At 39.2% G+C, this 25922-nt stretch carries 26 protein-coding genes; 5 read left to right on the forward strand and 21 right to left on the reverse strand.

Features of this window, described 5'->3' with window-relative positions:
• Positions 1-51: 51 nt before the first annotated feature.
• The 11 genes from trpS to pilM all read right to left on the reverse strand — a co-directional run bounded on the left by trpS (position 52) and on the right by pilM (position 9809).
• Positions 52-1089 carry a tryptophan--tRNA ligase gene (trpS, locus tag ACPEH5_RS18375; RefSeq protein ID WP_042848635.1) on the reverse strand — a complete coding sequence of 346 codons (1038 nt, stop codon included), beginning with the start codon at positions 1087-1089 and terminating at the stop codon, positions 52-54.
• Positions 1090-1106: 17 nt separating this feature from the next.
• Positions 1107-1799, reverse strand: a complete 693-nt coding sequence (locus ACPEH5_RS18380) for a phosphoglycolate phosphatase (protein ID WP_226693541.1) — start codon at positions 1797-1799, stop codon at positions 1107-1109.
• Entirely contained in the window at positions 1796-2470 is a 675-nt protein-coding gene (rpe, locus tag ACPEH5_RS18385) for a ribulose-phosphate 3-epimerase (protein WP_004263207.1), read from the reverse strand. The genes ACPEH5_RS18380 and rpe overlap by 4 nt, the downstream gene beginning before the upstream one ends.
• A 15-nt stretch (positions 2471-2485) precedes the next feature.
• Positions 2486-3385, reverse strand: coding sequence for an adenine-specific DNA-methyltransferase (dam, locus tag ACPEH5_RS18390; RefSeq protein ID WP_048605600.1), 900 nt, complete (start codon positions 3383-3385; stop codon positions 2486-2488).
• Between the two features lie 82 nt (positions 3386-3467).
• On the reverse strand, positions 3468-4355 hold the full coding sequence (locus tag ACPEH5_RS18395) for an SPOR domain-containing protein (RefSeq protein ID WP_042848632.1): 888 nt from the start codon (positions 4353-4355) through the stop codon (positions 3468-3470).
• 291 nt (positions 4356-4646) lie between these two features.
• Positions 4647-5735 (reverse strand): 3-dehydroquinate synthase, encoded by a 1089-nt coding sequence (aroB, locus tag ACPEH5_RS18400; protein ID WP_048605596.1) that lies wholly within the window; start codon positions 5733-5735, stop codon positions 4647-4649.
• A gap of 49 nt (positions 5736-5784) precedes the next feature.
• A complete protein-coding gene (gene aroK / locus ACPEH5_RS18405; protein WP_004906592.1) occupies positions 5785-6306 on the reverse strand; it encodes a shikimate kinase AroK in 522 nt (173 codons plus the stop codon).
• A gap of 507 nt (positions 6307-6813) precedes the next feature.
• Positions 6814-7875: a secretin N-terminal domain-containing protein gene (locus ACPEH5_RS18410; protein WP_072065726.1), complete on the reverse strand. Its 1062-nt coding sequence runs from the start codon at positions 7873-7875 to the stop codon at positions 6814-6816.
• Positions 7868-8416 carry a hypothetical protein gene (locus ACPEH5_RS18415; RefSeq protein WP_166686987.1) on the reverse strand — a complete coding sequence of 183 codons (549 nt, stop codon included), beginning with the start codon at positions 8414-8416 and terminating at the stop codon, positions 7868-7870. The genes ACPEH5_RS18410 and ACPEH5_RS18415 overlap by 8 nt, the downstream gene beginning before the upstream one ends.
• Complete coding sequence (locus tag ACPEH5_RS18420; protein ID WP_129467226.1) at positions 8409-8960, reverse strand: PilN domain-containing protein; 552 nt, start codon at positions 8958-8960, stop codon at positions 8409-8411. The genes ACPEH5_RS18415 and ACPEH5_RS18420 overlap by 8 nt, the downstream gene beginning before the upstream one ends.
• A gap of 3 nt (positions 8961-8963) precedes the next feature.
• Positions 8964-9809: a pilus assembly protein PilM gene (gene pilM / locus ACPEH5_RS18425; RefSeq protein ID WP_048605594.1), complete on the reverse strand. Its 846-nt coding sequence runs from the start codon at positions 9807-9809 to the stop codon at positions 8964-8966.
• 116 nt (positions 9810-9925) lie between these two features.
• Here pilM and mrcA point away from each other — a divergent pair, with 116 nt between their 5' ends.
• Entirely contained in the window at positions 9926-12442 is a 2517-nt protein-coding gene (mrcA, locus tag ACPEH5_RS18430; RefSeq protein ID WP_071547564.1) for a peptidoglycan glycosyltransferase/peptidoglycan DD-transpeptidase MrcA, read from the forward strand.
• Positions 12443-12548: 106 nt separating this feature from the next.
• Here mrcA and nudE read toward each other — a convergent pair whose 3' ends face one another.
• Positions 12549-13100 carry an ADP compounds hydrolase NudE gene (gene nudE, locus ACPEH5_RS18435; protein ID WP_071547565.1) on the reverse strand — a complete coding sequence of 184 codons (552 nt, stop codon included), beginning with the start codon at positions 13098-13100 and terminating at the stop codon, positions 12549-12551.
• Between the two features lie 303 nt (positions 13101-13403).
• On the opposite strand from nudE, the gene ACPEH5_RS18440 reads away from it, so the two are divergent.
• From ACPEH5_RS18440 to pckA, 4 genes are all read left to right on the forward strand, one after another.
• Positions 13404-15497: an IgaA/UmoB family intracellular growth attenuator gene (locus ACPEH5_RS18440; RefSeq protein ID WP_129467227.1), complete on the forward strand. Its 2094-nt coding sequence runs from the start codon at positions 13404-13406 to the stop codon at positions 15495-15497.
• Between the two features lie 64 nt (positions 15498-15561).
• Complete coding sequence (gene hslR, locus ACPEH5_RS18445) at positions 15562-15972, forward strand: ribosome-associated heat shock protein Hsp15 (RefSeq protein WP_042848623.1); 411 nt, start codon at positions 15562-15564, stop codon at positions 15970-15972.
• A 27-nt stretch (positions 15973-15999) separates the two neighbouring features.
• Positions 16000-16872 (forward strand): Hsp33 family molecular chaperone HslO, encoded by an 873-nt coding sequence (gene hslO, locus ACPEH5_RS18450; RefSeq protein WP_042848622.1) that lies wholly within the window; start codon positions 16000-16002, stop codon positions 16870-16872.
• Between the two features lie 203 nt (positions 16873-17075).
• Positions 17076-18695, forward strand: coding sequence for a phosphoenolpyruvate carboxykinase (ATP) (gene pckA, locus ACPEH5_RS18455; protein ID WP_129467229.1), 1620 nt, complete (start codon positions 17076-17078; stop codon positions 18693-18695).
• Positions 18696-18761: 66 nt separating this feature from the next.
• Here pckA and ACPEH5_RS18460 read toward each other — a convergent pair whose 3' ends face one another.
• From ACPEH5_RS18460 to ACPEH5_RS18500, 9 genes are all read right to left on the reverse strand, one after another.
• Entirely contained in the window at positions 18762-19460 is a 699-nt protein-coding gene (locus tag ACPEH5_RS18460) for a pirin family protein (protein ID WP_048605591.1), read from the reverse strand.
• Positions 19461-19958: 498 nt separating this feature from the next.
• Positions 19959-20585, reverse strand: coding sequence for a two component system response regulator (locus tag ACPEH5_RS18465; protein WP_166686988.1), 627 nt, complete (start codon positions 20583-20585; stop codon positions 19959-19961).
• 110 nt (positions 20586-20695) lie between these two features.
• Positions 20696-21106, reverse strand: coding sequence for a secretion protein (locus ACPEH5_RS18470; protein ID WP_187550838.1), 411 nt, complete (start codon positions 21104-21106; stop codon positions 20696-20698).
• Between the two features lie 50 nt (positions 21107-21156).
• Positions 21157-21762: a hypothetical protein gene (locus ACPEH5_RS18475; protein ID WP_042848618.1), complete on the reverse strand. Its 606-nt coding sequence runs from the start codon at positions 21760-21762 to the stop codon at positions 21157-21159.
• A gap of 26 nt (positions 21763-21788) precedes the next feature.
• On the reverse strand, positions 21789-22685 hold the full coding sequence (locus ACPEH5_RS18480; RefSeq protein WP_071547568.1) for a hypothetical protein: 897 nt from the start codon (positions 22683-22685) through the stop codon (positions 21789-21791).
• Between the two features lie 4 nt (positions 22686-22689).
• Positions 22690-24195, reverse strand: a complete 1506-nt coding sequence (gene sctE, locus ACPEH5_RS18485) for a type III secretion system translocon subunit SctE (RefSeq protein ID WP_129467230.1) — start codon at positions 24193-24195, stop codon at positions 22690-22692.
• Entirely contained in the window at positions 24192-24677 is a 486-nt protein-coding gene (locus ACPEH5_RS18490; RefSeq protein ID WP_042848616.1) for a SycD/LcrH family type III secretion system chaperone, read from the reverse strand. The genes sctE and ACPEH5_RS18490 overlap by 4 nt, the downstream gene beginning before the upstream one ends.
• Positions 24678-24713: 36 nt before the next feature.
• Positions 24714-25070 carry a hypothetical protein gene (locus ACPEH5_RS18495; RefSeq protein ID WP_048605587.1) on the reverse strand — a complete coding sequence of 119 codons (357 nt, stop codon included), beginning with the start codon at positions 25068-25070 and terminating at the stop codon, positions 24714-24716.
• Positions 25071-25125: 55 nt separating this feature from the next.
• On the reverse strand, positions 25126-25770 hold the full coding sequence (locus ACPEH5_RS18500) for a secretion protein EspA (RefSeq protein WP_129467231.1): 645 nt from the start codon (positions 25768-25770) through the stop codon (positions 25126-25128).
• Positions 25771-25922 lie beyond the last annotated feature (152 nt).

Raw genomic sequence — 25922 nt, forward strand, 5'->3', positions numbered from 1 at the left:
GAAAGAAAGCGCTCACCCATTGATGAGTAAGCGCTTTTTATTTGATTAGCGTTATGGGCGTTTTACAAAACCAATAGCTTCATACACTTTATCTAAAGTTTGTTGTGCACGAGCAGACGCTTTAGTCGCTCCTTCATCCATGATTTGATTCAGAAGCGCTTCATTATCGCGGAATTCATGATAACGAGTCTGTAAGTCAGTCAACATGCCAGAGACGGATTCTGCAACAGCACCTTTAAGGTGACCGTACATTTGGCCTTCAAACTCAGCTTCTAGCTCTGCAATTTTTTTACCAGTGACACCTGACATAATATCTAACAGGTTAGAAACGCCAGGTTTGTTTTCTAAATCATAACGAATGCGTGGTGGCTCTTCTGAGTCCGTCATGGCCCGTTTGATTTTCTTCACAACCGATTTTGGGTCTTCGAGTAGAGCAATGACGTTATTGCGGTTGTCATCAGACTTAGACATTTTCTTGGTTGGGTCTTGCAGTGCCATAATTCGTGCACCGCCACCTGTAGGGATGAAAGGGTCAGGAACAGTAAATATATCACCATAAATTGCATTGAAGCGTTGGGCTATGTCACGGCTTAGTTCAAGATGCTGTTTTTGGTCAATCCCAACAGGAACCTGATTAGTTTGATAAAGCAAGATATCAGCAACCATCAAAACGGGGTAGTCAAACAGGCCTGCGTTGATATTTTCTGCGTGACGCGCTGATTTATCTTTAAATTGGGTCATACGGCTTAATTCGCCGAAATAGGTATAGCAGTTTAATGCCCAACTTAATTGTGCATGCTGTGGGACATGAGACTGTACAAAAATGGTGCTTTTTTTCGGGTCAATCCCACAGGCTAAATAGAGCGCAAGTGTATCGAGGGTTCTTTTACGCAGTTCGACAGGGTCTTGGCGAACAGTGATAGCATGTTGGTCAACGATACAGTAAATGCAGTCATAGTCGTCTTGCATTTGTACCCACTGACGTAATGCACCCATATAGTTACCGATGGTTAATTCACCGGAAGGCTGTGCGCCGCTGAATACGATAGGTTTTTGGGGTTGCTGTAAATTTTCAGTGGGAGTGCTCATGTTTGTTATGTCCTTGCTTATTTTATTTCAGATAAACCAATTGTGGGTAACAAGCCTGCAAAGTGTGTCAAGACACAGTCAGGTTCGCTCAAAGCAATAGATTCACCGTAGTTATAGCCGTATGTCAGCCCGACACTCGGGCATCCTGCGCTTTGTGCTGCAATAATATCATTACGGGAATCGCCGACAAAAAGCAATTCTTCTTTACGTAAACCGAATGTGCCCATTGTTAAGTAAAGGGGAGCAGGGTGTGGTTTTAGGGCTTTTACATCGTCACTACCCAATACAAGAGAAAAATAGCTATCAATGCCTAATTTTTTTAGTAGTGGAGAAATAAACGGCGTAGCTTTATTTGTGACGATCCCCATCGGTATGTTGTGTTTTGCTAATTGTTCTAAGGTTTCTTTTACTTCAGGGAATAGCTGACTACCTGTTGTGACAGAAACTGCATAGAATTTATCAAAACTGGCTCGAGCTTTTTTTTGTAATTCAGCTGTGATGTCGGCTCCTGCCCAAGAAAGCGCGCGTTCAACGAGAACATCAACCCCGTTACCTACCCAAATAGAGACGCGCTCTTTACCTGCTGGAGGAAAACCAAACTCTTTGAGCATATTATCGATGGCTTCAGCTAAGCCACCGGCACTGTCAACGAGAGTACCATCTAAATCAAAGGCAATCGCTTTAATATCTTCTAATACAACTTGAGTCATTGAGATACCTTTTGTAGTTCGTTACGCATCGCATCGATGACTGTTTTATAGTCTGGTTGATCGAAGATGGCTGAGCCTGCAACAAAGGTATCCGCTCCAGCCGCCGCGATTTCTGCAATATTGTTCACTTTCACACCGCCATCGACTTCCAAACGAATATCATAGCCACTTTCATCAATAAGTTTGCGGACTTGGCGCAATTTATTGAGGGTTTGTGGGATAAAGGATTGACCACCAAAGCCTGGATTAACTGACATCAGTAAAATCATATCCACTTTATCCATTACATAATCAAGGTAACTCAGTGGTGTTGCTGGGTTAAATACCAACCCCGCGGTACAGCCATGTTCTCTGATGAGTTGTAATGAACGATCAACATGTTCACTGGCTTCAGGATGGAAGCTTATATGAGTTGCACCTGCTTTGGCGAAGTCAGGGATAATCCTATCAACAGGTTTTACCATGAGGTGGACATCAATCGGCGCAGTAATACCGTAGTCACGCAGGGCTTTACAAATTGGAGCACCAAAAGTTAGGTTAGGAACATAATGATTATCCATTACGTCAAAATGCACGATATCAGCACCAGCTGCAAGAACATTGGCGGTATCTTCGCCTAAACGAGCAAAGTCAGCAGATAAAATAGATGGGGCAATGAGAAAGTTTTTCATTATCGTCTCCGATTATTAATCGTTATCTGAGAGCCATTCAGCACTAGTCACAAGGCTTTGCATTTTTTTGTCAGTTTTTCTAGGAGAAAGGCTATTAGGTTCCCCCGTATATAAAGCCAGTAATTCATTGACTTTGCTACGGTTTAATATATTTCTACTAATGGTACGACGTACTTTTACAATATGTAATTGAGCTTGATGATACCACTCTCTGGTTAACGGGGTATCATGATTCGATATCAGCACTGGGATCCTGTTTTCCGTTGATAACTTCTGTGCCAAAATCGCTAAATTTTGTTGCTCGCTCGCATTAAAGGAATTGGTATGATAAGCCGTAAAATTGGCAGTATCAGATAAAGGAGCATAAGGCGGGTCACAGTAAATGACGGCCCCTTCTTTAGCATTGAGCAAGGTCTCGCCATAGTGCTGGGTAATAAATGTTGCTTTTTGCGATTTTTCAGCGAACCACAGTAATTCTTCTTTAGGGAAATAGGGCTTTTTGTAGCGACCAAAAGGCACGTTGAACTCACCGCGTGAATTATAACGGCATAACCCATTATAACAGTGACGATTTAAGTATAAAAAAAGGATACTACGTCTTTCAGTGTCATTGGATTGGTTAAAGGCTTCACGCATTAAATAGTATTGTTCTGAAGTATTATATTCAGGTGTGAAGATTTGCTGGGCCTCTTCGATAAAAGAATCAGCATGGTCTTTAACAGTATTATAGAGGTTGATGAGGTCACTGTTGATATCTGCCAGCATGTAAGAATCATAGCTAGTATTTAAAAACACTGACCCTGCACCAACAAAAGGCTCAATTAAGCAATCACCTTGTGGAAGATGTTTTTTTATTTCTTCCACAAGGGGGTATTTACCCCCAGCCCATTTTAAAAAAGCGCGTTTTTTTTTCATGCCGTCTTATTATTACAATCGTTTAGAGTAAAAACATTCATACTCTGTCAGGACAACACAATGCGCCCGGGGAAAAACGTTGTTATTTTTGATCCTGTTTGACTTGTTTCATATTTCTAACCCACGGCTTTTTCGCTTGAACAGCAGAAGGTAGAGTTGCTATTGCATTTTTTGCGTCAGTGACTGAATTATAATTACCGTGAATGAGAACATACCAAGTTTGCCCATTACGAATAGTTTTGTAGACCTTGTAATTGGCAAGTTTGTTTTCTTTAGCAAATGCTTCCAGCGTATCTGAACGGCTTGCACTACTAAGTTGCAGAGTGTAGGTACCCGCAGGAGCTGACATGACATTGCTGCCATGGTTATTGGCCGCAGCCTTAGTCGGTTGCTTAGGTTGTACCGGATGTTTTGGCTCAACCACTTTCGCAGGGGTTTTTTCAGGTGCTGTTGGCGGTGCCACAGGTTGCTGTTCTGCAGGTTTGATTGCTGGCGGTGTTACATTTTGTGGTTGTGTTGTTCCAGCGGTTGGTGTTTGGCCTTGATTTAAAGCATCTACCACATCACCTGGGATTTCGATCCGCTCACCCAAGCCATTAGGTTGAGTTTTTGGCTCACCTTGAGTTGGTGTCGGTGTGATTTGAGATCCTGAGATTTCTTGTGCCTGACCCGTCTGAGCTTGCTCTTGTGAGTTTGTCAAAGAGGATGAGTTAGACAAATCAATATTTTGTTGGTTGTTAGTGCCGGTTGTTTGCAACTTTTCATGCTCAGTAGGCGCTTTTAACGCAGAACTGATCGCAATAATGAGTAGTAATAAAACTAAAACACCGACACCAATCATAATATGTTGGCGTGAGAGTGCTAATTTAGGCTTTGTAGCAGCGGATTGGCGTGAACGCCCTGTCGGTCTATCTGATGTATCTGGCCTAAGATCATTTTGGCCTTGATTATCTGGTTTAAATTCGTCCATCTTCCTCTCCCGAATAAAATTTGCCTATAGTAGAGATAAAATGTCTCTTATCAGTACAACCTGTTAGCGACCAAGCAGAATATCGATGCTTATTTTTAAAGCATATATGCTTTCGTAATACCGTGCTAGCCATATTGGTATTGTGCATTTCCAGATTATTGTATCTAGGCGTAGGCATACCTTATAATTTAACGACTTTAGCGTACATCTACCAGTAACATTTTAAAACGCTTGTAAAAATTCAGGGTTTTCTCTGTTTTTGGTAACGTATCTGACCATTTTGTCATATTTTTATGGCATGCAGGAAGATATCGCTGCAATGACAGTTTGCGCATCGATGTCCGCGCGCATTTCTGAATGCCCGATAGTGGTAGGTAAAATTAAATGCAGTTTTCCACCCATTACTTTTTTATCGCGCATCATATGCGGTAGATAATCATCTGGCTTCATTTGTGAAGGGCCTTTGACAGGAAGTGATGCACGTTCTAAAAGTGCTATCACCCGTTGGGTTTGCTCCGGTGTAAATTGGCCTATCAATTCAGCAGTTCTTGCTGCCATAACGATACCTGCTGCAACGGCTTCACCATGTAACCAGACACCATAGCCCATATGAGCTTCAATGGCATGCCCAAAGGTGTGACCTAAATTGAGAAGCGCACGTAACCCACTGGTTTCTTTTTCATCAGCAGCAACGACTTGTGCTTTCAATTCGCAACAACGACGTATGCAGTAGGCCATCGCTTGGTTATCTAGCGCGACCAGAGCATCAATATTGTTTTCTAACCATGTAAAAAAGTCACCATCAAGAATTATTCCATACTTAATCACTTCTGCTAAGCCGGAGGCTAATTCCCTTTTGGGTAAGGTTTTTAAACAATCAAGGTCAATAACCACCGAGGCAGGTTGGTAAAATGCCCCAATCATATTTTTCCCTAGAGGATGGTTTACTGCGGTTTTACCGCCAACAGAAGAGTCCACTTGAGATAATAAGGTGGTAGGAATTTGGATAAAACGTACTCCGCGCTGATAGCTAGCAGCAGCGAAACCCGTAAGGTCACCGATAACCCCCCCACCAAGAGCGATGAGGGTAGTATCTCGGTTATGGTGCTTTTCAAGTAGTGCGGTAAAAACATCGTTCATGATGAATAGCGATTTGTATTGTTCGCCATCAGGAAGAATGATGCTGTCAACCTTTACGCCAGAAGATTCAAGAGCGTGTTTTACCTTTTCAAGATAAATTGGTGCAAGCGTTTCATTTGTCACTATCATTGCGCGTTGCCCAGTAGTTAATGGCCAAAATGCCCCAGGTTCGTTATATAAACTTGGCGCGATATTGATTGGATAACTACGTTCGCCCAGAGTAACAGTGACTTTTTCCATCTTGCTTTACCTTGAGTTCATTATTTTATGAAAATAACACCATGATTAATTAGTTTTTCTCTAATAGCTCAATGATTTGGCTTGCGACAACTTTAGCGCTTTGTTCATCAGTATGAATGGTAATATCAGCAATTTCTTCATACATAGGATTGCGCTCGTCAGCCAGTTTTTCCAGTACTTCACGTGCCGGTTCGTCAACTTGTAATAGAGGACGCTTTTTGTCACGTTGTGTACGGGATAATTGTTTCTCAATGGTCGTTTCAAGATAGACAACGACTCCACGAGCGGACAAGCGATTACGGGTTTCTTTGGACTTAACAGAACCGCCACCCGTTGCTAATACGATGCCTTGTTTCTCAGTGAGCTCATTGATGATTTTTTCTTCGCGATCGCGAAAGCCTTCTTCACCCTCAAGGTCGAATACCCAGCCTACATCTGCGCCAGTACGTTTTTCTATCTCGTGATCAGAGTCGAAAAACTCCATATTAAGCTGTTGAGCCAACTGACGGCCAATAGTGCTTTTGCCAGCACCCATCGGTCCAACCAGAAAGATATTGCGTTTCTCTGCCATGTTTTTTGGTATTACTACGATTATTCGTTAATGATCACCCGCCCCGCCAATCGAATTAGCGGCGGGACCTATAAACTGAAACCTCATTAGTGATGATGTGAGATCAGATAAGAAAATTATCTCAATACATCAACCCGAATTGCAACTATATAAATGCGGCACTAAGCGAACAAAGTGCCACATTTAAAATTACAGGTCTCAATGTTTGAGCCGTCTATATTGCCTAATGCATTGTTTAGCATAGTTTTAACAGGTTTTGCCTATAGGTAGTAGCGCATGATTTCTGTTATTTTTAGAGCAAAATTGTTGTGGCTGTTTTATAAGCGACTGACAGCTTGTTCTTTAATCTACGGATAGTTAGAACACTCAATGGATAACCTTGTATGCTAAAACGACGCCAGCGTCAAATTTATCCGGTAGGTTTATAGCATAAAAATATTTTTTTTGACTAATCTTTGGCTTATTGTTTATTCAACTCATTGAAGTATATGTGTTATTTTATTCGCGTTAAATATTGATAAGTTTTGGCGTTATAAAAACAATAAGAACCCTTCTATCTATATGTTCCGCAGTATTTGTAAATAATGACCCTAAGAGAGGAATTTGAGAGATAAATGGTAAACCTGTCTCTGTTTTTTCTTGTTTTTGCTGAAAAATGCCACCTAATATTAGGGTTTCATTATTTTTAATAGTGACGGATGTTGATATTTCTTGCTTATTTATTGCTAAATGGTGACTTTGGCTACTGGTTAGTGCGGTATCTGGCGAGTTATGGCTAATTTTTAGGTTCAACTCTACTTTTTCATTGCGGATAATGGTCGGGGTGACATCCATACCTAGTACAGCATCTTTAAATTGTACGTGAGTTTTCTTTTCATTGCTTGTGACATAGGGTATTTCTGTACCTTGTTGAATACTCGCAGGTTGTTGGTGTGAGGCGATTAACCGAGGGCTAGCAATAATGGAGAGTAAATTTTCTTTTTCTAAAGCGTTTAATTTTAATTCAAGTAACCCATCGCTTAGTTTTAACACATTAAACGAAAATTGCCCCGGTGCGGAATGATAACGGTTATAACGGTTAAGATGACTGTTGGCTGTATTCCCCGCTAATATTCCCCACTCAAGCCCTAATTCTTGTAATGCGGTTCGGCTACTACTAATAATATGCGCTGTTATTTGAACTTGTTTATTGGGTTTATCTTTTTGTTTTATCCACTCTTCTAGTAAGGCTATTCGCTGTTGATTATCTTTGACTATCACACTATTTGTGGTGTGGTCATGATGAATAGATGCATTTTTTGATAACAATAAAGTTTTGGGGTGCTCTAGTTGAGTGCGTATTTCTAGAGCATCGATTGAAATTAATTGAAAAATTTTTTCAATTAAAGGGTCTGTATGTTGAGAAGATAGGCTCGTAGCCATCACTGGACTAGACTGTGTTTGTTCCTCTACGGGATGTAAAGGCGCAAATGGGTCTCGTATTTCTTGAGCTGATAGCCAAAAAGCAGGCAAAAAGAAACACCCTATGATAGCTACGAGTATCGGTGTGTTAATTAACTTTCTATTCATTACTATTATCATCCTTGATAGCGAAAGTGTGGTTAATTGATGAAAAAGTGACTGATGCGAGTATGGCACCTTGCTTTGAAGTTAATTTTATATCTGAGTAACGGTATCGTTGAGTATTAGGCAAAGTGAGAAGTTGCTCTATAAAGCGATAGACACTGATGAAATCCCCTTGAACTTCGAGGAAATAGCCATGGCTACTCGTTGGTTGTAGTTGGTTTAAGATGACAGTTGAATGGTTCAGTAATGTATTAAGTTGTGAAAGTAGTTCTAGTGGTTCACCTTTAGCATCGACAATTTGCTTTAGAACATCTGCTTGCTGTTCTAATAGATGTAAGGGCGGAAAGTGCTGTAATTGTCTGGTTTCTTTTGTTATTTTTTCAATTAAACTATTGTTTTCCGATTCTAATTCAAGACGTAGTATTTCATTTTCTTTCCAGTATGAAAAATAGCCTGCAAATAAAAATAAACTGATAAATAGCCAAATGGGTATGGTTTGCTGCCAAAAAGGGCGATACCAAAAAGCATGAAGTGATTCACTCATTAGCTTCTCCTTGGCGTATAGCGGTTAAATGTAACCGGTGTACTTGGTTTGTACGGCTGAGCTTTTTTAATTGGATGTGGTTTAGCCCTCGCTCTTTAAGCTTAGGGCTTAGTAAGCTAACATTTTGGAAGTCATAACTGCGGGCTTTTATTTCTATTTTATTATCAACTAATTGGACGGTAGTAAGCCAACTTTTTAATGGTGTGATTAATGGCAAGTCTTGTAATAATTTGAGTAAAAACTGGTTATTGTTCATAACCTCATCCAATCTGTTTTTTTGGCTAATCAATTCGAGTAGTTGTTTTTTCTGGAGAGATACTCGTTGTGCTAACTGTTGCGTTTGCTCATATTGTTGTTGATGGTGATATTTTATTTTTTGTTGCTTTTCAATTTCCAATTGGTGAAAAAAGACTAAAAAGCAACAAGTGATAAGCACTGAGCAACCAGCAACCAGAGAAAAAATAATAAATAACCGTTGTTTCTTCGCAATTTGCTGCTGCCGCCAAGGCAGAAAGTTAACTTGATATAGTTTTGATAACCCCATGAGTTAAATATCTCCATGCCGTAATGCTAGCCCTGCTGCTATCACAAAATCCCCTAACTGATGGGGGATTTTAAGATTGTTATGCTGAAAAGCTTGGCGTAACTCCCAGCTATGTATTGCTTCAATGCTATGTTTATCATGAATGTTTTGATGGTCGGTAATGAGGTAAATGGGTAATATCGGTGATGACTCTTCTTGGTTGAGTAAAGACAATAATGCAGATAGCGTCGGGGTTTCGGTGTCGGGTAGATGGTTATAGTTGGCGGGTTGACTAATAGGGCCAGACCACAGCCACTCACCTTGCCTATAGTGAACTAGCCAGCTTTCATCGGGTAAGCCCGCATGGCGAGCAACATAACGCAGCGCAACGGGGGCGACATCAATTGCCAGTAGATTGAATCCGCTTTCTGCTAATAATTTTTGCCAAAAGTTAATTTCTGATTTTCGAGCCCCATTAAAATAAACGTGTTGATTGATTACTCTATAATCCATTGCCAGTTCTTGAGCATGCATAGGAAAACGTTTTTCAGCTTGCAGTTGTAGGTACCAACCTAATTCTGGTTGCTGTAGATTAATTTGGCTAGGTAATGCAAATTGTTGTTTTAGTGTCCTAACTGCAGGTAATGCGATAGATACAGAACAGTTTTTAGGTAATTTCTGACGCCATTGTATTAAAATATTCAGTAGAATCTTGTATTGTTCATGGTCTGATTTGTCAGCAATTTCGAAGGGAAGTTGTTGTTGCCAGCATTCACACAAAGACCAGTGTTTCTTGCGACGTTTAGCGGCAACTAGCTGAATTTTGCTTTGATATAGGTCGATTCCAATGTTCCATTTTGATGTGTACATAGTTAATTTCCTTATCATTAACCAATAAATTACATTTTCTATTGTGCTGTATAAGCTTTATACTATGCGTTAGTGATATCTAAACCCTCTTGTTTGCCAGGCATGGGAATTTTCAGGTGAAGTTCGTAAAATATTTTTTTATTCTTGTTTTCTGTTGCATTTTTTTGGGAACCGCTTCGATATATGGCATGTATAAATATGTTGAAGGTGAGTTGCCTGATGTAGCAACAATGAAAGACATCCGTCTGCAAATTCCAATGCAGGTATACAGCGCTGATAATGAACTGATTGCTCAATACGGTGAAAAACGTCGTATTCCATTACCGCTGACAGAAATTCCACCATTGATGGTAAAAGCATTCATCGCAACCGAAGATAGCCGTTTTTATGACCACCACGGCATCGACCCAATTGGTATTTTTCGGGCTGTTTCGGTGATGGCTTCATCGGGTCATGCATCTCAAGGGGCGAGTACGATTACTCAGCAACTGGCGAGGAATTTTTATTTAAGCCCTGAAAAAACCCTTATGCGTAAAGCTAAAGAGGCTTTCTTGGCGATTCGTATTGAGCAGCTTTTTACTAAAGATGAAATTATGGAGCTATACCTAAATAAAATTTATTTGGGTAACCGCGCTTATGGTGTTGGGGCTGCTGCTTATGTGTATTTTGGTAAAACTGTTGATGAGTTGACGCTCAGTGAGATTGCAATGATTGCAGGTTTGCCTAAAGCACCATCAACGTTTAACCCTCTTTATTCGTATGATCGCGCGGTAAACCGCCGTAATGTCGTACTTTCTCGTATGTTTGAAGAAAAATATATTACGCGAGATCAGTATGAACAAGCGAAAAATGAGAAAATAGTTGCTTCTTATCATGCACCAAAAATAGATTTTTCCGCACCTTATTTAGCCGAGATGGCTCGCCAAACACTGTATGATAAATACGGTGAAGACGCCTACACTGACGGGTATAAAGTATATACCACGGTGATCCGTAAAGATCAGGAAGCGGCAACAACCGCGGTACGTAATAACTTGATCGATTATGATACTCGCCATGGTTATCGTGGCCCTGCTGATGTGTTATGGAAACCAACAGAAACAGCTTGGGCATCAGATAAAATTATTGAAAAATTGAAAAAGATGCCAGTCTATGGCCCTTTGATGCCAGGGGTTGTTGTATCGGCAACAGGGTCTGAAGCTCAGGTCATGTTGGCTGATGGTTCGCAAATTTCAATTACGATGGCTGGTGTACGTTGGGCTCGTAAGTTTATATCGGATACGCAACAAGGCGCCTCACCAAGAGCCGTTAATGCAGTGGTACAAGCTGGCGAACAAATTTGGGTGCGTAAAGTTAAAGACAACTGGTGGTTAGGGCAAGTACCAGATGTTAATGCCGCATTTGTTGCATTGAATCCTAACGATGGGGCTATTATTGCCCTTGTTGGTGGGTTTGATTTTAATATGAGTGAATTTAACCGCGTTACTCAATCTTTACGCCAAGTTGGTTCAAATATTAAGCCGTTTCTTTATACCGCAGCAATGGATAAAGGCTTGACGTTATCATCATTATTAAATGATGTGCCGATTAGCCGTTGGGATGCGGGTGCGGGCTCAGATTGGCGTCCAAAAAATTCCCCTGCTCGTTATGATGGTCCTATCCGTTTGCGTCAAGGGTTAGGGCAATCTAAAAACGTAGTTATGGTGCGAGCAATGAGGGCTATGGGCGTTGATTATGCAGCCGATTATTTGACTCGCTTTGGTTTCCCACCTGAGAATATTAACCGTACAGAAGCGTTGGCATTAGGTGCACCTTCATTTACGCCAATGCAAATGGTACGTGGTTATGCTGTTATGGTGAATGGGGGTTACCTTATTGACCCATATTATATTTTGAAGATCGAAAATCATAATGATGAAGTCATCTTTGAAGCGAAACCAAAATTAGCTTGCCCAGATTGCACTCATATTCCAGTTATTTATGGTGATACAGAACGTACGATTGCGATTAAAGGTATTGATGATGAATCAACAGAGGAAGTGACACAATCCGGTAATAACGCAGTGGTACAAGAGCCTACAATGGAGCTGGCGACTGCTGGGAATACTGACGCAAATTCTGATGACCGGTATGCACCGCATGTGATAAATACGCCTCTCGCTTTCTTAATTAGGGATGCGATGATGACGAATATCTATGGGGAACCTGGCTGGTCTGGAACTGGCTGGCGTGCGGCAAGAGATTTAGGTGGTCGCCGTGATATTGGTGGTAAAACAGGAACAACCAATAGCTCAAAAGATGCTTGGTTCTCTGGTTATGGCCCGGATGTAGTCGCATCGACGTGGATTGGTTTTGATGATAATAAACGAACACTCGGTCGCGGTGAGGCAGGGGCGAAAAGTGCTCAGCCGATGTGGGATGATTTTATGAAATCCATCTTAGAGGGGGTGCCAGTGAAAACAATGAAGCCACCTAAAGGTGTGATTTCGGTATCGATTGATAGTCGTACAGGTAAATTAGGCTCTTCCCGTAGAGAATACTTTATTGAAGGAACCGAACCGAAAGAACATGCAATACAAGAAGTTGGAACAACAATTTCAACAGAAAGTGGCTCTACTCAAGAGTTATTTTAGGGTTATTGCCTTGTTTAACGCACCCCATTGTTGACTAAGAACATGGGGTGTTTTTTTATCATGAAAGTTAAGGTGGGCATGAAAAAAATACAGAATATATGTATTATTACTTACTACTTTTTAAGTAACGCTCAAGGTAGAAAAGTGCGCTAATATTCCTTGCCTCGTTGAAGTCAGGGTGCTCTAGCAACTCCATCATGCGTGATATAGGCCAGATTATTTGTTGTAGTGGTTCCGGCTCGTCACCTTCGAGTTTTTCGTGGTATAAGTTTTCAGCTACGAGGATATTCATTTTACTTGAAAAGTAAGAGGGGGACATGGTGAGCTTGGCTAGCTGAATAATATTATTAGCACCATAACCAATTTCTTCTTTAAGCTCACGCTGTGCAGCTTCTAGAGCGACTTCGCCGGGGTCTATAGCGCCTTTAGGGAACCCTAATTCATAGTTTTCAATCCCGACTGCGTATTCGCGGATTAGGATTAGGTTATCACCCATAATAGGAATAATAAGAACAGCTTCGCGTTTTGCTGGGCGCATTCTTTCATAGACTCGTTTTTCACCGTTGCTAAATTCGAGATCAACTGACTGGATGCTGAATAATTTTGATTGAGCAACATCTTGAATATTCAAGATTTTAGGTTTTTTTAACTCTGTCATAACGATTTCCGAACAGGATGAGTGAAATCTATTGCTAAAAGCGTATTTCATTTATTTATGTGGCACATTTACCTAGTACTCTAACTATGACCTATATCAAAAAAAAATGATAGATATTATCGAGTAGATAAAATGCTGCTAGTATAACCATCGCATAAACATAGCACAGATAAATAAATAAAATATTTTTTTACAACATATTGTAATTTAAAACAAAAACCATAAATAGAATAGGAATTGGCTTATTTTGAGAAAGCAGCAGGGTTGCTATGCTTTTCTTATTCATTTTTCATTGGGGAAACAATGCTAAACCATGTCATTATAACGGCTATAATTGTTATTAGCCTAACTATAATGGCTTCCTTCCTTTATTTCAGGCGGGGGCGGCGTTCTGCTGTCTATCAAATACCCTCAGTAGCAGCTCCTTCCTTCAGAAAAATGATTGATTCAGACTACCAGATAATATCCCAGTACTTAAATTATTGTTTATCTGTATCAATGACTCCCTCTCAACTTCCGTGGCAAATCAAAAAAAACTCGATTATTGCGACCGTTTGCCATTCACTGACGCGTTTTAATTTACGCCAAGAGCAAGGGAATAGTTGGCGCTATTTTATTGATACGATTGAGGTTCAGTTACCTTCACAGCTCGAACCTTTCTTACAACGTCAAAATGTTATGGAAATTGTGGAGACCGATCACTTACCGTTAATTATCTCCATCAATAGTCATTCCTTAAGGGATTTTAGTCACGAGTGGCAGGAAGAACAAAGTTTGGGTTCAGACTGGCCTGAGGCAGCTATTCAAGAACGTGGTCAACAAAATATCGAGCGGCTACGGGTTCGTAAGGAAACAGTTGAAGAGCATCGACTTCATAATTCTACAGGCTGGCTTGGTGCCGCGATTGTTTGTTTAAGCTTTTTGTTTGGCTATTTAACGCTGATTTCTATTCCTTTGTTACAGGAGTGGGGCTTGGTGATTACGATTATTTGTTTTGTTAGCGGGCTGTTGGTCTTATTTCGCTCAAGAATGTTTCCTCGTAAATACCAAGATATTCAGTGTATTCATGGGGAACCAAAGCGTTGGGAACTCTATGGTGAGTTAGATAAAAAATATTCTACGAACACCTCAATTGGCGGTATTGATTTACATTATCCAGCTCATTGGGAAAATTATTTAAAATATGAATCAAATCAACCTGTTAATATTGATTTTTATGCATCGGGTGAGGTTGTCAGACATGGAAAATACCTTTCTTTGCATGAAGAAGAACGTTATTACCCTTACAAACGATTCAAAAAAAATGTGTTGATGCTAATAGGTGCCTTGTTTGCCATAGTATTAGTTTTTTCATATCAATCAATGAGTTTACCTATAAAACTAGGTTTTGCTTGGTTTGGCGGCACAGAAAAAATTACCGTTGAAAACCCAAGTGACCTCGCTTCCCGCCAACTTAAAATTGGGGATACGTTAGTGGCTCAAGGGAAAGGGATGTGTTACCGACCTCCTAATTTGAATAAAGAAAACCAAGCACAGTTTGTGCCGTTTGATTGTTCAGGTCTTTATTGGAGCGATGTCCGTTTACTAACAGAGCCCCAGTCTGAGGTGGTTGAACAGTCAATTTTATTACTCAATACGGTTAAAAGCCAATTACACCCGGATAAAAACGCCGTTGGTGTTAACCCTAGATTACAGCGTGATATCATGAAATCAGGTATGAATATTATCTTTGATTTCTCTGCCATTATTCTGAATACCGAACAGCTGTGTCATACTTCTAATCGCTGCCTAAAGCTAAAAAGTGCCTTAATGAATCTTGGAAGCACTGAGGATTGGCCAACTCTGGTGAGTAAAGCTTCTGCTGGAAAATTGAACGGAGCGCATGTTTTATTACGCGCAGGAAGTGCAGAGGCCTTGGAAAACATCGTAGAAGACACCACATATGAATTTATTAAGGCAGAAATAGACAGAGAAGTACGGAAAATTAATAGTCCGCCACCTGGAGGCGTGTTATTGATTAGCGATGAGAATAAGCCTTTAGTTGATTTGATATCAGGGGCTTCCTTTAATGAACTGTCACCGTTGCAGCGTTGGTATGAACTACAGAGGTTATCGAGCCTTCTGAGTAATACACCTTTTAATATTGAAGGTATAATTACCAATCTGTCTACGGATGCTAATGGCACATTGCACATTACTTTACATGAGGAGCCAAATGCAGCTGTGGTATCCCAGTATGTATGTAGCTCGCTTTTTGTACTGTTTTTGATGGCTTGTGCATTGCTCAATGGCTCACTGATTGTGCTGCGTATTTTGAATAATAAGAAGCGTTTGCGTAATATTACACAATATTATGATAAGTGCTTTGAGGCTAATAATCCTTCCTATCGTCGATAGTGTTATCCCGAAAATAGTGGGAGCCTCAACTTAGTTTGATTCAGACTGATTTTGAGGAGGCACTATGAATCAACCTTCTGTAGAACCTGTACGCCTCGATAAATGGCTGTGGGCTGCGCGATTTTATAAAACCCGTGCAATTGCTCGAGAGATGATTGAAGGCGGCAAAGTACATTACAATGGGCAGAGAACAAAACCTGGCAAAATTGTTGAACTGCGAGCGTTAATTAAGCTTAGGCAAGGTAATGATGAGCGAATAGTTGAAATTATTGAAATTAGCAGTCAGCGCCGAGGAGCTCCGGACGCACAGCGACTTTACTGTGAAACAACAGAAAGTATTGCTCAACGGGAAAAATTAACGCAAGCGCGGAAAATGAATGCGCTGACGATGCCACACCCAGATCGGCGCCCGGATAAAAAAGAACGGCGCACTCTGTTAAAGTTTAAACATACAAATTCTCATGAGCCGTCTTAATGATGGCCAGAGTAATAGAGAGATATTATGGCAAAGCAAGATTTACTCCATCGTTTTCTATTTGAACAACATTCTGTTCGTGGGGAAATGATCAGTGTCGATGACACTTTTGAACGTATTTTAGAAAATCATGACTATCCTGCCGCAGTAAAAGGCTTATTAGGTGAATTACTCGTTGCAACTAGCTTATTAACAGCAACATTAAAGTTTGATGGTGATATTACTGTTCAAATCCAAGGTGATGGGCCAGTTAAGCTAGCGGTTATCAACGGTAATAACTTACAGCAAATGCGTGGCGTTGCCCGTATTGATGGCCCTGTTGTTGCTGGTAGCACACTGAAGCAAATGGTTGGCAACGGGTTTATTGTGATCACCATTACACCGACCCAAGGTGAGCGTTATCAAGGTATTGTTGCGATTGAAGGCGACTCTATTGAGGAAAGTATTGATGCTTATTTCCGCCAATCTGAACAGCTACCGACTCGTTTATTTATTCGTGTAGGTGAGGTAGACGGTAAAGCGACTGCTGGTGGGATGTTGTTGCAAGTTTTACCCGCGGCTGACGAAACCAGCCATGATATTTTTGACCATCTTGTGCAACTCACTGCGACAATTAAAGGTCAAGAGCTCAGCACATTAGATGTGAAAGAGGTTTTACATCGTCTTTATCATGAAGAAGATGTCACCTTGTATGACCCTCAAACTGTGGAGTTTCGTTGTACATGTTCAAGGGAGCGTTGCGAAAGTACATTAGCAACTTTACCAAAGGAAGATGTTAAGGATATTTTGCAAAAAGATGGGAAAATTGATATGGAGTGTGAATTTTGTGGCTCACACTATGTATTTATTGAATCCGATATTCAAGGGTTAAATAATGAGCTAAATCAGCAACTTCACTGATACGATTTAGCAACCTAATTATGTGACAAGGGTGCAATTCTGCACCTTTTTTTTATAATTTTAAAGCATTATTACGTGCTCTAAGTCTCATTATGAATTAAAAAAAATTATACATTTTCAATTCTTTGATAGCAATCGCTGTTAATTAGTCGTAAAGAATTATGATCATCCGCAGATTAATTATGTTTACCAGGAGCAATATAATGAGCGCTAAAAGCATTACCCTGAAGGAACTTGAAAAGTACGGTATTCATGATGTGGCTGAAGTGGTTTATAACCCAAGTTACGAGCTATTATTCACGGAAGAAACTAAGCCCGGGCTAGAAGGTTATGAGCGCGGTACTGTGACCACCTTAGGTGCAGTTGCGGTTGATACAGGTATTTTTACCGGTCGTTCACCAAAAGATAAGTACATTGTTCGTGATGATGTGACTCGCGATACAGTGTGGTGGGCAGACCAAGGTAAAGGTAAAAACGACAATAAGCCAATGTCACAAGAAGTTTGGGCGGATCTCAAGCATATCGTGACAGAACAGCTGTCAGGTAAACGTTTGTTTATCATTGATGCATTCTGTGGCGCTAATGCCGACACTCGTCTAAAAGTCCGTTTCATCACTGAAGTTGCTTGGCAGGCACACTTCGTTAAAAACATGTTCATTCGGCCATCAGATGAAGAGTTAGTGGGTTTTGAGCCTGACTTCATTGTGATGAACGGTGCTAAATGTACTAACCCTAACTGGAAAGAGCAGGGGCTAAACTCTGAAAACTTTGTAGCGTTCAACCTGACTGAGCGTATGCAGTTGATCGGCGGCTCTTGGTACGGCGGCGAAATGAAAAAAGGGATGTTCTCAATGATGAACTACCTTCTGCCGTTGAAAGGTATTGCTTCTATGCACTGCTCTGCTAACGTCGGCGAAAAAGGCGATGTTGCTATTTTCTTCGGTTTATCAGGAACAGGTAAAACCACACTGTCGACTGATCCAAAACGTAAGTTAATCGGTGATGATGAGCACGGCTGGGATGATGACGGCGTATTCAACTTCGAAGGCGGTTGCTACGCGAAAACTATCAATCTGTCTAAAGAAGCAGAGCCAGATATCTATGGTGCTATCAAACGAGATGCATTGCTTGAAAACGTCATGGTGTTAGCAGATGGTACGGTTGATTTCAATGATGGTTCAAAAACAGAAAACACCCGTGTTTCTTACCCGATTTACCACATTGATAACATTGTAAAACCTGTTTCTAAAGCAGGCCATGCGACAAAAGTTATCTTCCTGACGGCGGATGCATTTGGGGTTTTACCACCAGTTTCTCGTTTGACGCCAGAACAAACTCAATACCATTTCCTTTCTGGTTTTACCGCCAAACTCGCGGGTACAGAGCGTGGTGTGACTGAGCCAACGCCTACTTTCTCAGCATGTTTTGGTGCTGCATTCTTATCGTTGCACCCAACACAATATGCAGAAGTATTAGTTAAACGTATGGAAGCAGCAGGTGCGAAAGCATATTTAGTGAATACAGGTTGGAACGGTACGGGTAAACGTATTTCAATTAAAGATACCCGTGCAATCATTGATGCTATTTTAAGCGGTGATATTGAAAAATCTGACATGATTAAATTGCCAGTCTTCGATTTAGAAGTCCCAACAGCATTACCTGGTGTGGATACTAATATCCTTGACCCTCGTAATACTTATGCAGACAGAGCACAGTGGGATGAAAAAGCCAAAGATTTAGCTGAGCGTTTCGTGAAGAATTTCGATAAATATACGGATACCCCAGCGGGTGAAGCATTAGTTAAAGCAGGTCCGAAACTGTAATCGTTGAATGTATATTTTCATGAAAAAGGCTCTACCTAAGGTAGAGCCTTTGTTGTTTTAGGCGTGTTATTCAGCGGCAGGTAAATCAAATAATAAGATTTCGCTGTCTTCATCTGCTTTAATCGTTAGGCTGTTTTCTTGCCAAATTGCTAAGCCGTCGCTAGTTGTGGCTTGTTGCCCATTGACTTCTACAGTCCCTTTTACCACTTGAATCCATACAACTCGTTTATCTGCAATGTTGTGAGTTTGTATTTGATCCGCGGGCAATGCCCAACGCCATAATTGCATATCTTGATAGACTTTTAATGAACCATCTTGCGCATTTGGTGAAAGCACAAGTTGTTTGCCATCTTTTGAATCAAAACGCTTTTGTTCATAACGTGGTTCAATACCTGTTTTTTCAGGGATAATCCAAATTTGGTACAAATGCAGTTCTTTTTCATTGTCCGGGTTATATTCTGAGTGACGAATACCGGTGCCTGCACTCATAATTTGAAATTCACCTGCGGGAATTTGCTCCATATTGCCCATGCTGTCTTTATGTTCCACCGTGCCATTAAGCACATAGGTTAAAATTTCCATATCTTTGTGCGGGTGTGTCCCAAAACCTTGGCCTGCAGCAATAAAGTCTTCGTTAATCACCCTTAGTGCTGAGAACCCCATAAAATTTTCATCATAGTAACTAGAGAATGAGAAAGTGTGCCAACTATCGAGCCAACCATGATTAGCATGACCTCGTTCATTTGCTTTACGTAGATAGATCATAGTGTTATCTCCTTTACGGACTTCAACTTTGGTTGAACTCACTCTTAATGTATTGATGATAGTTTAACCTGTTTTCACTTAGAGAAAAGTAGCTACCATTAACCATAGAGTTCAAATAATTTGAATAAGTATGCCATTGTTGGATGAGATAAATCGTTAGATGAGGAAGATTCGATAGTGAACATATTACAGAACTGCTGTATCAGGTAAAAAAATAGCCAGCGCAAGGCTGGCTAAAGTAAACACTGGAAGCAATGTGAGCAATGTCGTACCCCCAACAAAAGGTGACTAAGTAACCGTATTGAGGAGGTGATGATAATGATAATAGTTATCACTATCGTTTGTAAAGCATTATTTTTGACCAAAATGATATATCTTATAATTAATAACGCAATTATATGATTTATATGAGATTAAAAATTTAACCATTATTTTTCAATGGATTAAGTATATTAGTATTAGTCGTAAAAAATAATTTTCTATTTAAAATATCTTGAATTAGCAAATACCTAATCGATATGCCCATTTGACGAGCCCCACGGAGCTGTGTGTACCTAGTTTTCTCATTAAGTTAAGACGGTGTGTTTCAACTGTTTTTATGGTGATTTTTAAATCTTCTGCAATATCGCGGTTACGGCGTTCTTCTGAGATTAGCTTTAATATTTGCCTTTCCCGAGTTGTTAGTCGTACTGGTTCTTTAGTTTGGGTTAACTCAAATATTTGAGCTTCACTTAAAGAAGGGTCAATAAAAACTCGATTCATAAAGACAACAGATTGCAAGGCTGATAATAAGGTTTGCTGCGAGCTATTCTTTAAAACATACCCCATAGCGCCCGCATTCAGTGCAGAACAGGCCCGATGCTCCTCCCGATCTGCTGTCAGTACAATAATATTGAGGTCATGCCAACGTTGTTTTAGCCGACAAATGACGTCAATACCATCCATGCCAGGTAAGCCTAAGTCTAATATAACAAGATCGGGATTTAATTTCTGACAGGTTTCATAGACCTGTAAGCCATTACAGACAACACCGATAACTTCATACTCAGGAAGATATGAAAGAAAATGCTTAATACCAGCACTTAATAGTTCATGGTCTTCGACTAATAAAACTTTTTTCTTCATATTAAAAGTATAGATTCAATTATTATTGATTACATTTTTATCGATAAATAGCTATGGATGTCAAATAATATTTTTTATTTAAATTAATATATATAAATAAAATATTTAATTTATATTCTATTTTTATTTAATAAATATACTAGCCAATTATCACCATTAATCATCTCCCACTCTGCACCTTGGGATAAAAGTGATTGAGCTAACCGCTCTCTGAGTTCCGTAACTTCAGGGTTCGGGCTAGCTAACAGTAACCCACGAATGGAATTAAAATCAAAACAGCAAGATTCTAATTCGTGAATAAATTTAATAAATGAAATGGTTGCCATTCTTTTATTTTTTGAATGTGCTGTGGAGGAAAAGTCACAAATTATTAGTTCTTTATCATTTAACCTATAAGTTAATTCAAAATGAGTGAACTCAACCTTCCAACCAATAAAAATACTGCTATTATTAAAGAAAGCTTTTTGAGGCTGCTTCCCTTTTCTATATAAATACTCGGTGACTGCATCTAATTGAGCCATATTTTGTATTCTTTCTTAATTTAGTATAGTCATTATTCTATTTGCAATATTTACATTCTTACAGAGGATGTAATTCTTTCTTGTAATGATATAATTTCGCGTGTTATATCTAACATACGTTTTGACGCTTCAGAGGCTTTATCGGCTGTATTTGAGAGCAATTTATGGTACTCAATCGCTGAGTTAGACTGAAAATCGCCTAATAATTGTTTTTTTTGTGCATCACGAGTTGTACTCGCCATACTTACTGATACCGACCCTTCTACCATTTTTCCAATCCCGTTAGTCCCTGCGGAAATAAACTCACCACCTAGACTTGCCCCCTTAGCCATGCCGAAGCCTGCACCACCGATACTGACGACGCCTGAAGTTGTTTTTGCAATAGCGTTGGATAAAGCTGCTTTATAATTAAGTTGTATTGAATCCTGTTTGGTCGATATTGCCGTGAGCTCTTTTTTGAATGCGGTGCTTTGTTGAGATGCAAAGAAGTCACGTTGCATATCGCGAATGTCACTATTCATTTTTTGTAGCATTGAAATGATGGCATCCATCATGGCATAAACATTCGTTGATGAGGATATCGAAGCGTTTTTTATATCAGATTGATTTGGACATATTTGTTCTATATCTATTGTATTTGAGTTGATGTTATTCATTTTTAATCCTTATTTAAGGTAATTAGTTATTTTCTAGAGAAATTTAAATAAGCGTTATCATTATTGCTAATTGCCGATGCAATTAACCCGTCATCTATGTTAATAAAACAGCTTGTGTCATTAATTAATGACTTAATTGTATTAGAGTCAATAGACTCTAACGAGTCTAGTATGGAATGACTGATGTTGGTAATTTGATTACCTAATTCAGTATAGTCATTTAATTGTTGGGCGAATACTTGTTGTATGGAACTCACCCCCTCATTTAAAACTTCACTTTTGCATGAAGTCGTTTTATTTATTTCTGGAATAGTCACTGTTGGATGGTTTTTATTTTCTGGGGAGTAATGATAATTCACTCCTGAGGTTGATATTTGTTTTAGTGCATCAGTAAATACTTGTTTACTGGAATTTATTGTACTCTGGTTAATTAACTCGGCACTCATATGGCCTAATGTATAATTTACCATATATACAGTACATAAAAGAGGTAGCACTTGCTCTCCTCTTTTGCGCATACTTTCACCAACTTTTCCTATTAATTCAATTAATAATGAAGTGATATCTGTAAACCTTGTTTTATTACAATGTGAATTTATTGGTTTAATGGCATCGTTCCAATCTGCATTTTCGGGTATACAGTTGGAAAAACTACCGGGAGCTGCCTCTTCTAATTGAGATAATAATATTTGCTGTTGGGGAAGGTTGTTTCTGACAGTATTTAATGCAATAGCGACTTCACTCAGTGCCACCTCGATAAGTTCTGAACTTAATGGTTTTTCGCTTAAGTTTCTAAGTAAAGGTGCTAATAAGCTCCCGTTAGAAACGAATATTGCGTTTGATTGATTTTCCTCTCTTTTCGTTGAAAAATAATCAATAAATTCACTATTCGGGTGCTCATGAGTTATTGAAGTGGTATGCATAGCATTAAACCATTGAAGAAGCGATATGTGCTTGGGTTGATGCTATCGTACTTAGTAATTTAGTACCATCTTGAACTACAGCGGCTTTGTCTTCTTGCAATGAGCGTACTTTTTTTACGGTTTCTTCTTTTTCTCTTTCAAAGAATTCAAACATATTTTGCAGCCAAGTTTGATCTAGCATTAATTGGTCAATTTGTTTTTGTAATTTTGCCTTTTGGATTTCTAAAGACCCTATCGTTACTTGCTGTGCGCCTGATATCACACCTCGGGATGTTTGCAAAAACATATCAACGCGAGATACTGATGCTTTACTGACGGCTTTTAAAACATCTTTTTGTATTTGTCTGGTAGTATTGCTAATCAATTGCTCTGTGGTTAGTTCTATTCCATCTTTAGCCACTTTTTTAGCTGCTTTCTTTGCCGCTTTTTCAACGGATTTAGTGACAAGTTCTTCTATTGCTTTTTGTGAAAATGAATCAATCATTTTATTAAATATTGTTTTTCCTGCTTTTTCAGCAGCTTGCTTCCCTAGTTGATTGATAATTTGATTACCAATTTGCGTACTGACTTCTTGGCCAACTGATTTAGCTATCCCTTTAATGGCTGTTTGACTGCCTTCTTTTATTGCCACATTTAGTGCTTCTCCTGCTCCTTCTTTTAAGACTTGAGTTGCCACTTTTGGAACAATTTTAGTCGCGATTGCATTACGCACTGCACTGGTAATATCAATAGCCGCCCCCATAAGTTCAAATGACATCTGTGTGATAGCAAACTTGTTGGCCGCAGCATGATATTTTTCAGCGTTATTGGGGTCTATCAGCGCCATGGTATTGGCTACCGCTTTGCCAATACCTGCAAGCCCAGCCATGAAGTCCATGCTTCCACTTGCAGCCATCATGGCATTACCTGATAAGAAGCCACCAACCATTTTGGTCACACCGACGACAACTTCTACTGCGGCAATAACCCAGTCAAAAATAACACCAAAAACACCGGCTTTTCTGGCTTTATCTTGTTGTTCAACGGCTTTTTCCATTTGCTCGCGAATATTTTTGACTTCTTCCATTCGTAGCATGTCTTGTTTTTTAGTCAGAATTTCAAGCATTTCCCCTTTAGTTGAGGCAATGTCCCCTAAAACCTGACCAACGAGTAGTAATGATGCGGCAAACATTGAGTTCATTGGTAACCCTTCAATTTTGGCTAAAGACATATTTAGCATAGGGTTAGATGTATTATTTCTTTCATTATCAGGAGAGAGCTGCTGTAATGTTTGGAATACCTCTTCTAGATCAGAAGCAGCTTGTGTTTGAGAAACCTCTTCTTTACTGGCTCGTGGAGTTGCCAGTTTTATCATTGGTGTATTTTGCGCTGTAGCAACATTATTTAACTCACCAAATTGCAAAGGGGTTGTCTGATGAGTACTTTTAGGTAAAGTGGTCGATATATCATGTAACCTATTTTCTGTAGATATATCTGTTCGATAAAGAGAACGCTCAAGAAGCATTGTCATTGTGATATCTCCGATATTGGATTTAGCATTTTTTGAGCACTTTGTTTGATTTCTTGATACTCTTTTAAGTCATTACACCAGCGAATGGCAGCATGAAATGCTTTATTTGCGTATTCAGTATTACCCAGCAAGTGATAACTGAGGCCTGTAAAAAAGGCGGGGCGAGGGTCATCTATTTTAATCGTCCCTGCACGTACGAAGTTATTTATGGCATTTTCATGTTCACCTAAACGTTGATGGCATAACCCTAGAGCAAGTAAATTTTCGGGGTTCCATTGTTCTAAACAAGTTAATAGATAATAAATATTGCGTGCAGCGGAAAAATCATTGGCATTAAACAATTGGTTGGCATATGCATAGAGTCGTTCTAATTGCTGGCTATCTAAGCCAGCAATTAGTTTTAAAGAACCACCACGCGCTAAAAAATGCTGCAAATTGTCGCTATTTTCATTTTGTGACAGAGTGCTAACTGTTTTTGGCATATAAATCTCATGATGATAAAAGTATCAAAACGTTAATTAGACGAAAGTACGATACTGTTTTTTAACTACACTTTTGTTTTTTTCTGGTGAAAAAAGGTCTCTGTTTTGACCCGTATTTTCAACAGAAAGTTGTTTAAATTGTTTGCTTAATTGATTAAAAATCAGTTTTACTTCTTCTGATTTTTTAATGATTTTTTCTGCTCCAATATCACTTTGCATTACATCATTAAATTTCGCTAACTTACGTAAAGCAATTGGGTCCTTATCTGCTTTTTTATGTAACTCGCTAATTTCATTCTGTAGTACTTTGAATTCATTAATTTGCTTTTTAACATTTATTCTGCAACGTTGCAGTTCGTTAAGCATGCTTTGAAATTGATCTAATTGTTGCATCTTTAATCCTACGATATTTGGTTTTATAGATAGCTATCAATTTATTTTTAGGCTGTTAACGAATAGATTGAGCGATTGATTTAGTTGATTCAGCATTCATGCTTTGGATACTGTTTGCCATTGTGACTGCGGTATTAAAGTTTTGCATGAGTTGCTGTAGTTTAAGTTGGCTTTGTTGAACAAAATCAGAAGCACGACCGGAAGCTGATTCTAAAGCTGATTTAACGGCAGTGAGGTCACCTTTATCTAATTTGCCATTTTTTCCTTGCATAAAGTCATCAATATTTTGGTTGCCATCAATCATGATATTGTTAACGCGCATATAATGAATGACATCAGGTGGAAGCTCTCCAGTAGAGTCTGGTTTATCTAAATCAGCAATAATACGGTCAACTCGATTCGCCATATCTTGTGCATCACGAGAAACTTCTGTTTTCTTTGACATGGCTTCAAATTTAGAATTTGCTAATTCAGTAAATAACAACATAATGTTTTCCATTGTGACCATGGCTGTTCCCATAAGAGAATGATTTGTCATGGCACTTCGATAATTATTATTTTGAATACTGTTATTGTTATTATTTTGAATGCCATTATTACCATTATTTACTATTACATCACCTGTTGAGGGAGTGGTTGGTGTATAATAGCTATTTTGACCTTCATAATACCCGTTTTGATCGAAATCTATATAAACCATGTTATTACCCTTTTTGTTAAAGTTAAAATATAAAAATTTCTTAATTTAGAAGTTAGATAATAAATATTTTAATTTTGAATTTTTTCAAATTTACATGGAAACTATCATTTTTGATTTTACAATTATGATGTTATATGTAATTTATATGCTTA

This window comes from Providencia sp. NPDC089933 (assembly GCF_049545585.1).
In the GTDB taxonomy this organism is placed as follows: domain Bacteria; phylum Pseudomonadota; class Gammaproteobacteria; order Enterobacterales; family Enterobacteriaceae; genus Providencia; species Providencia huashanensis.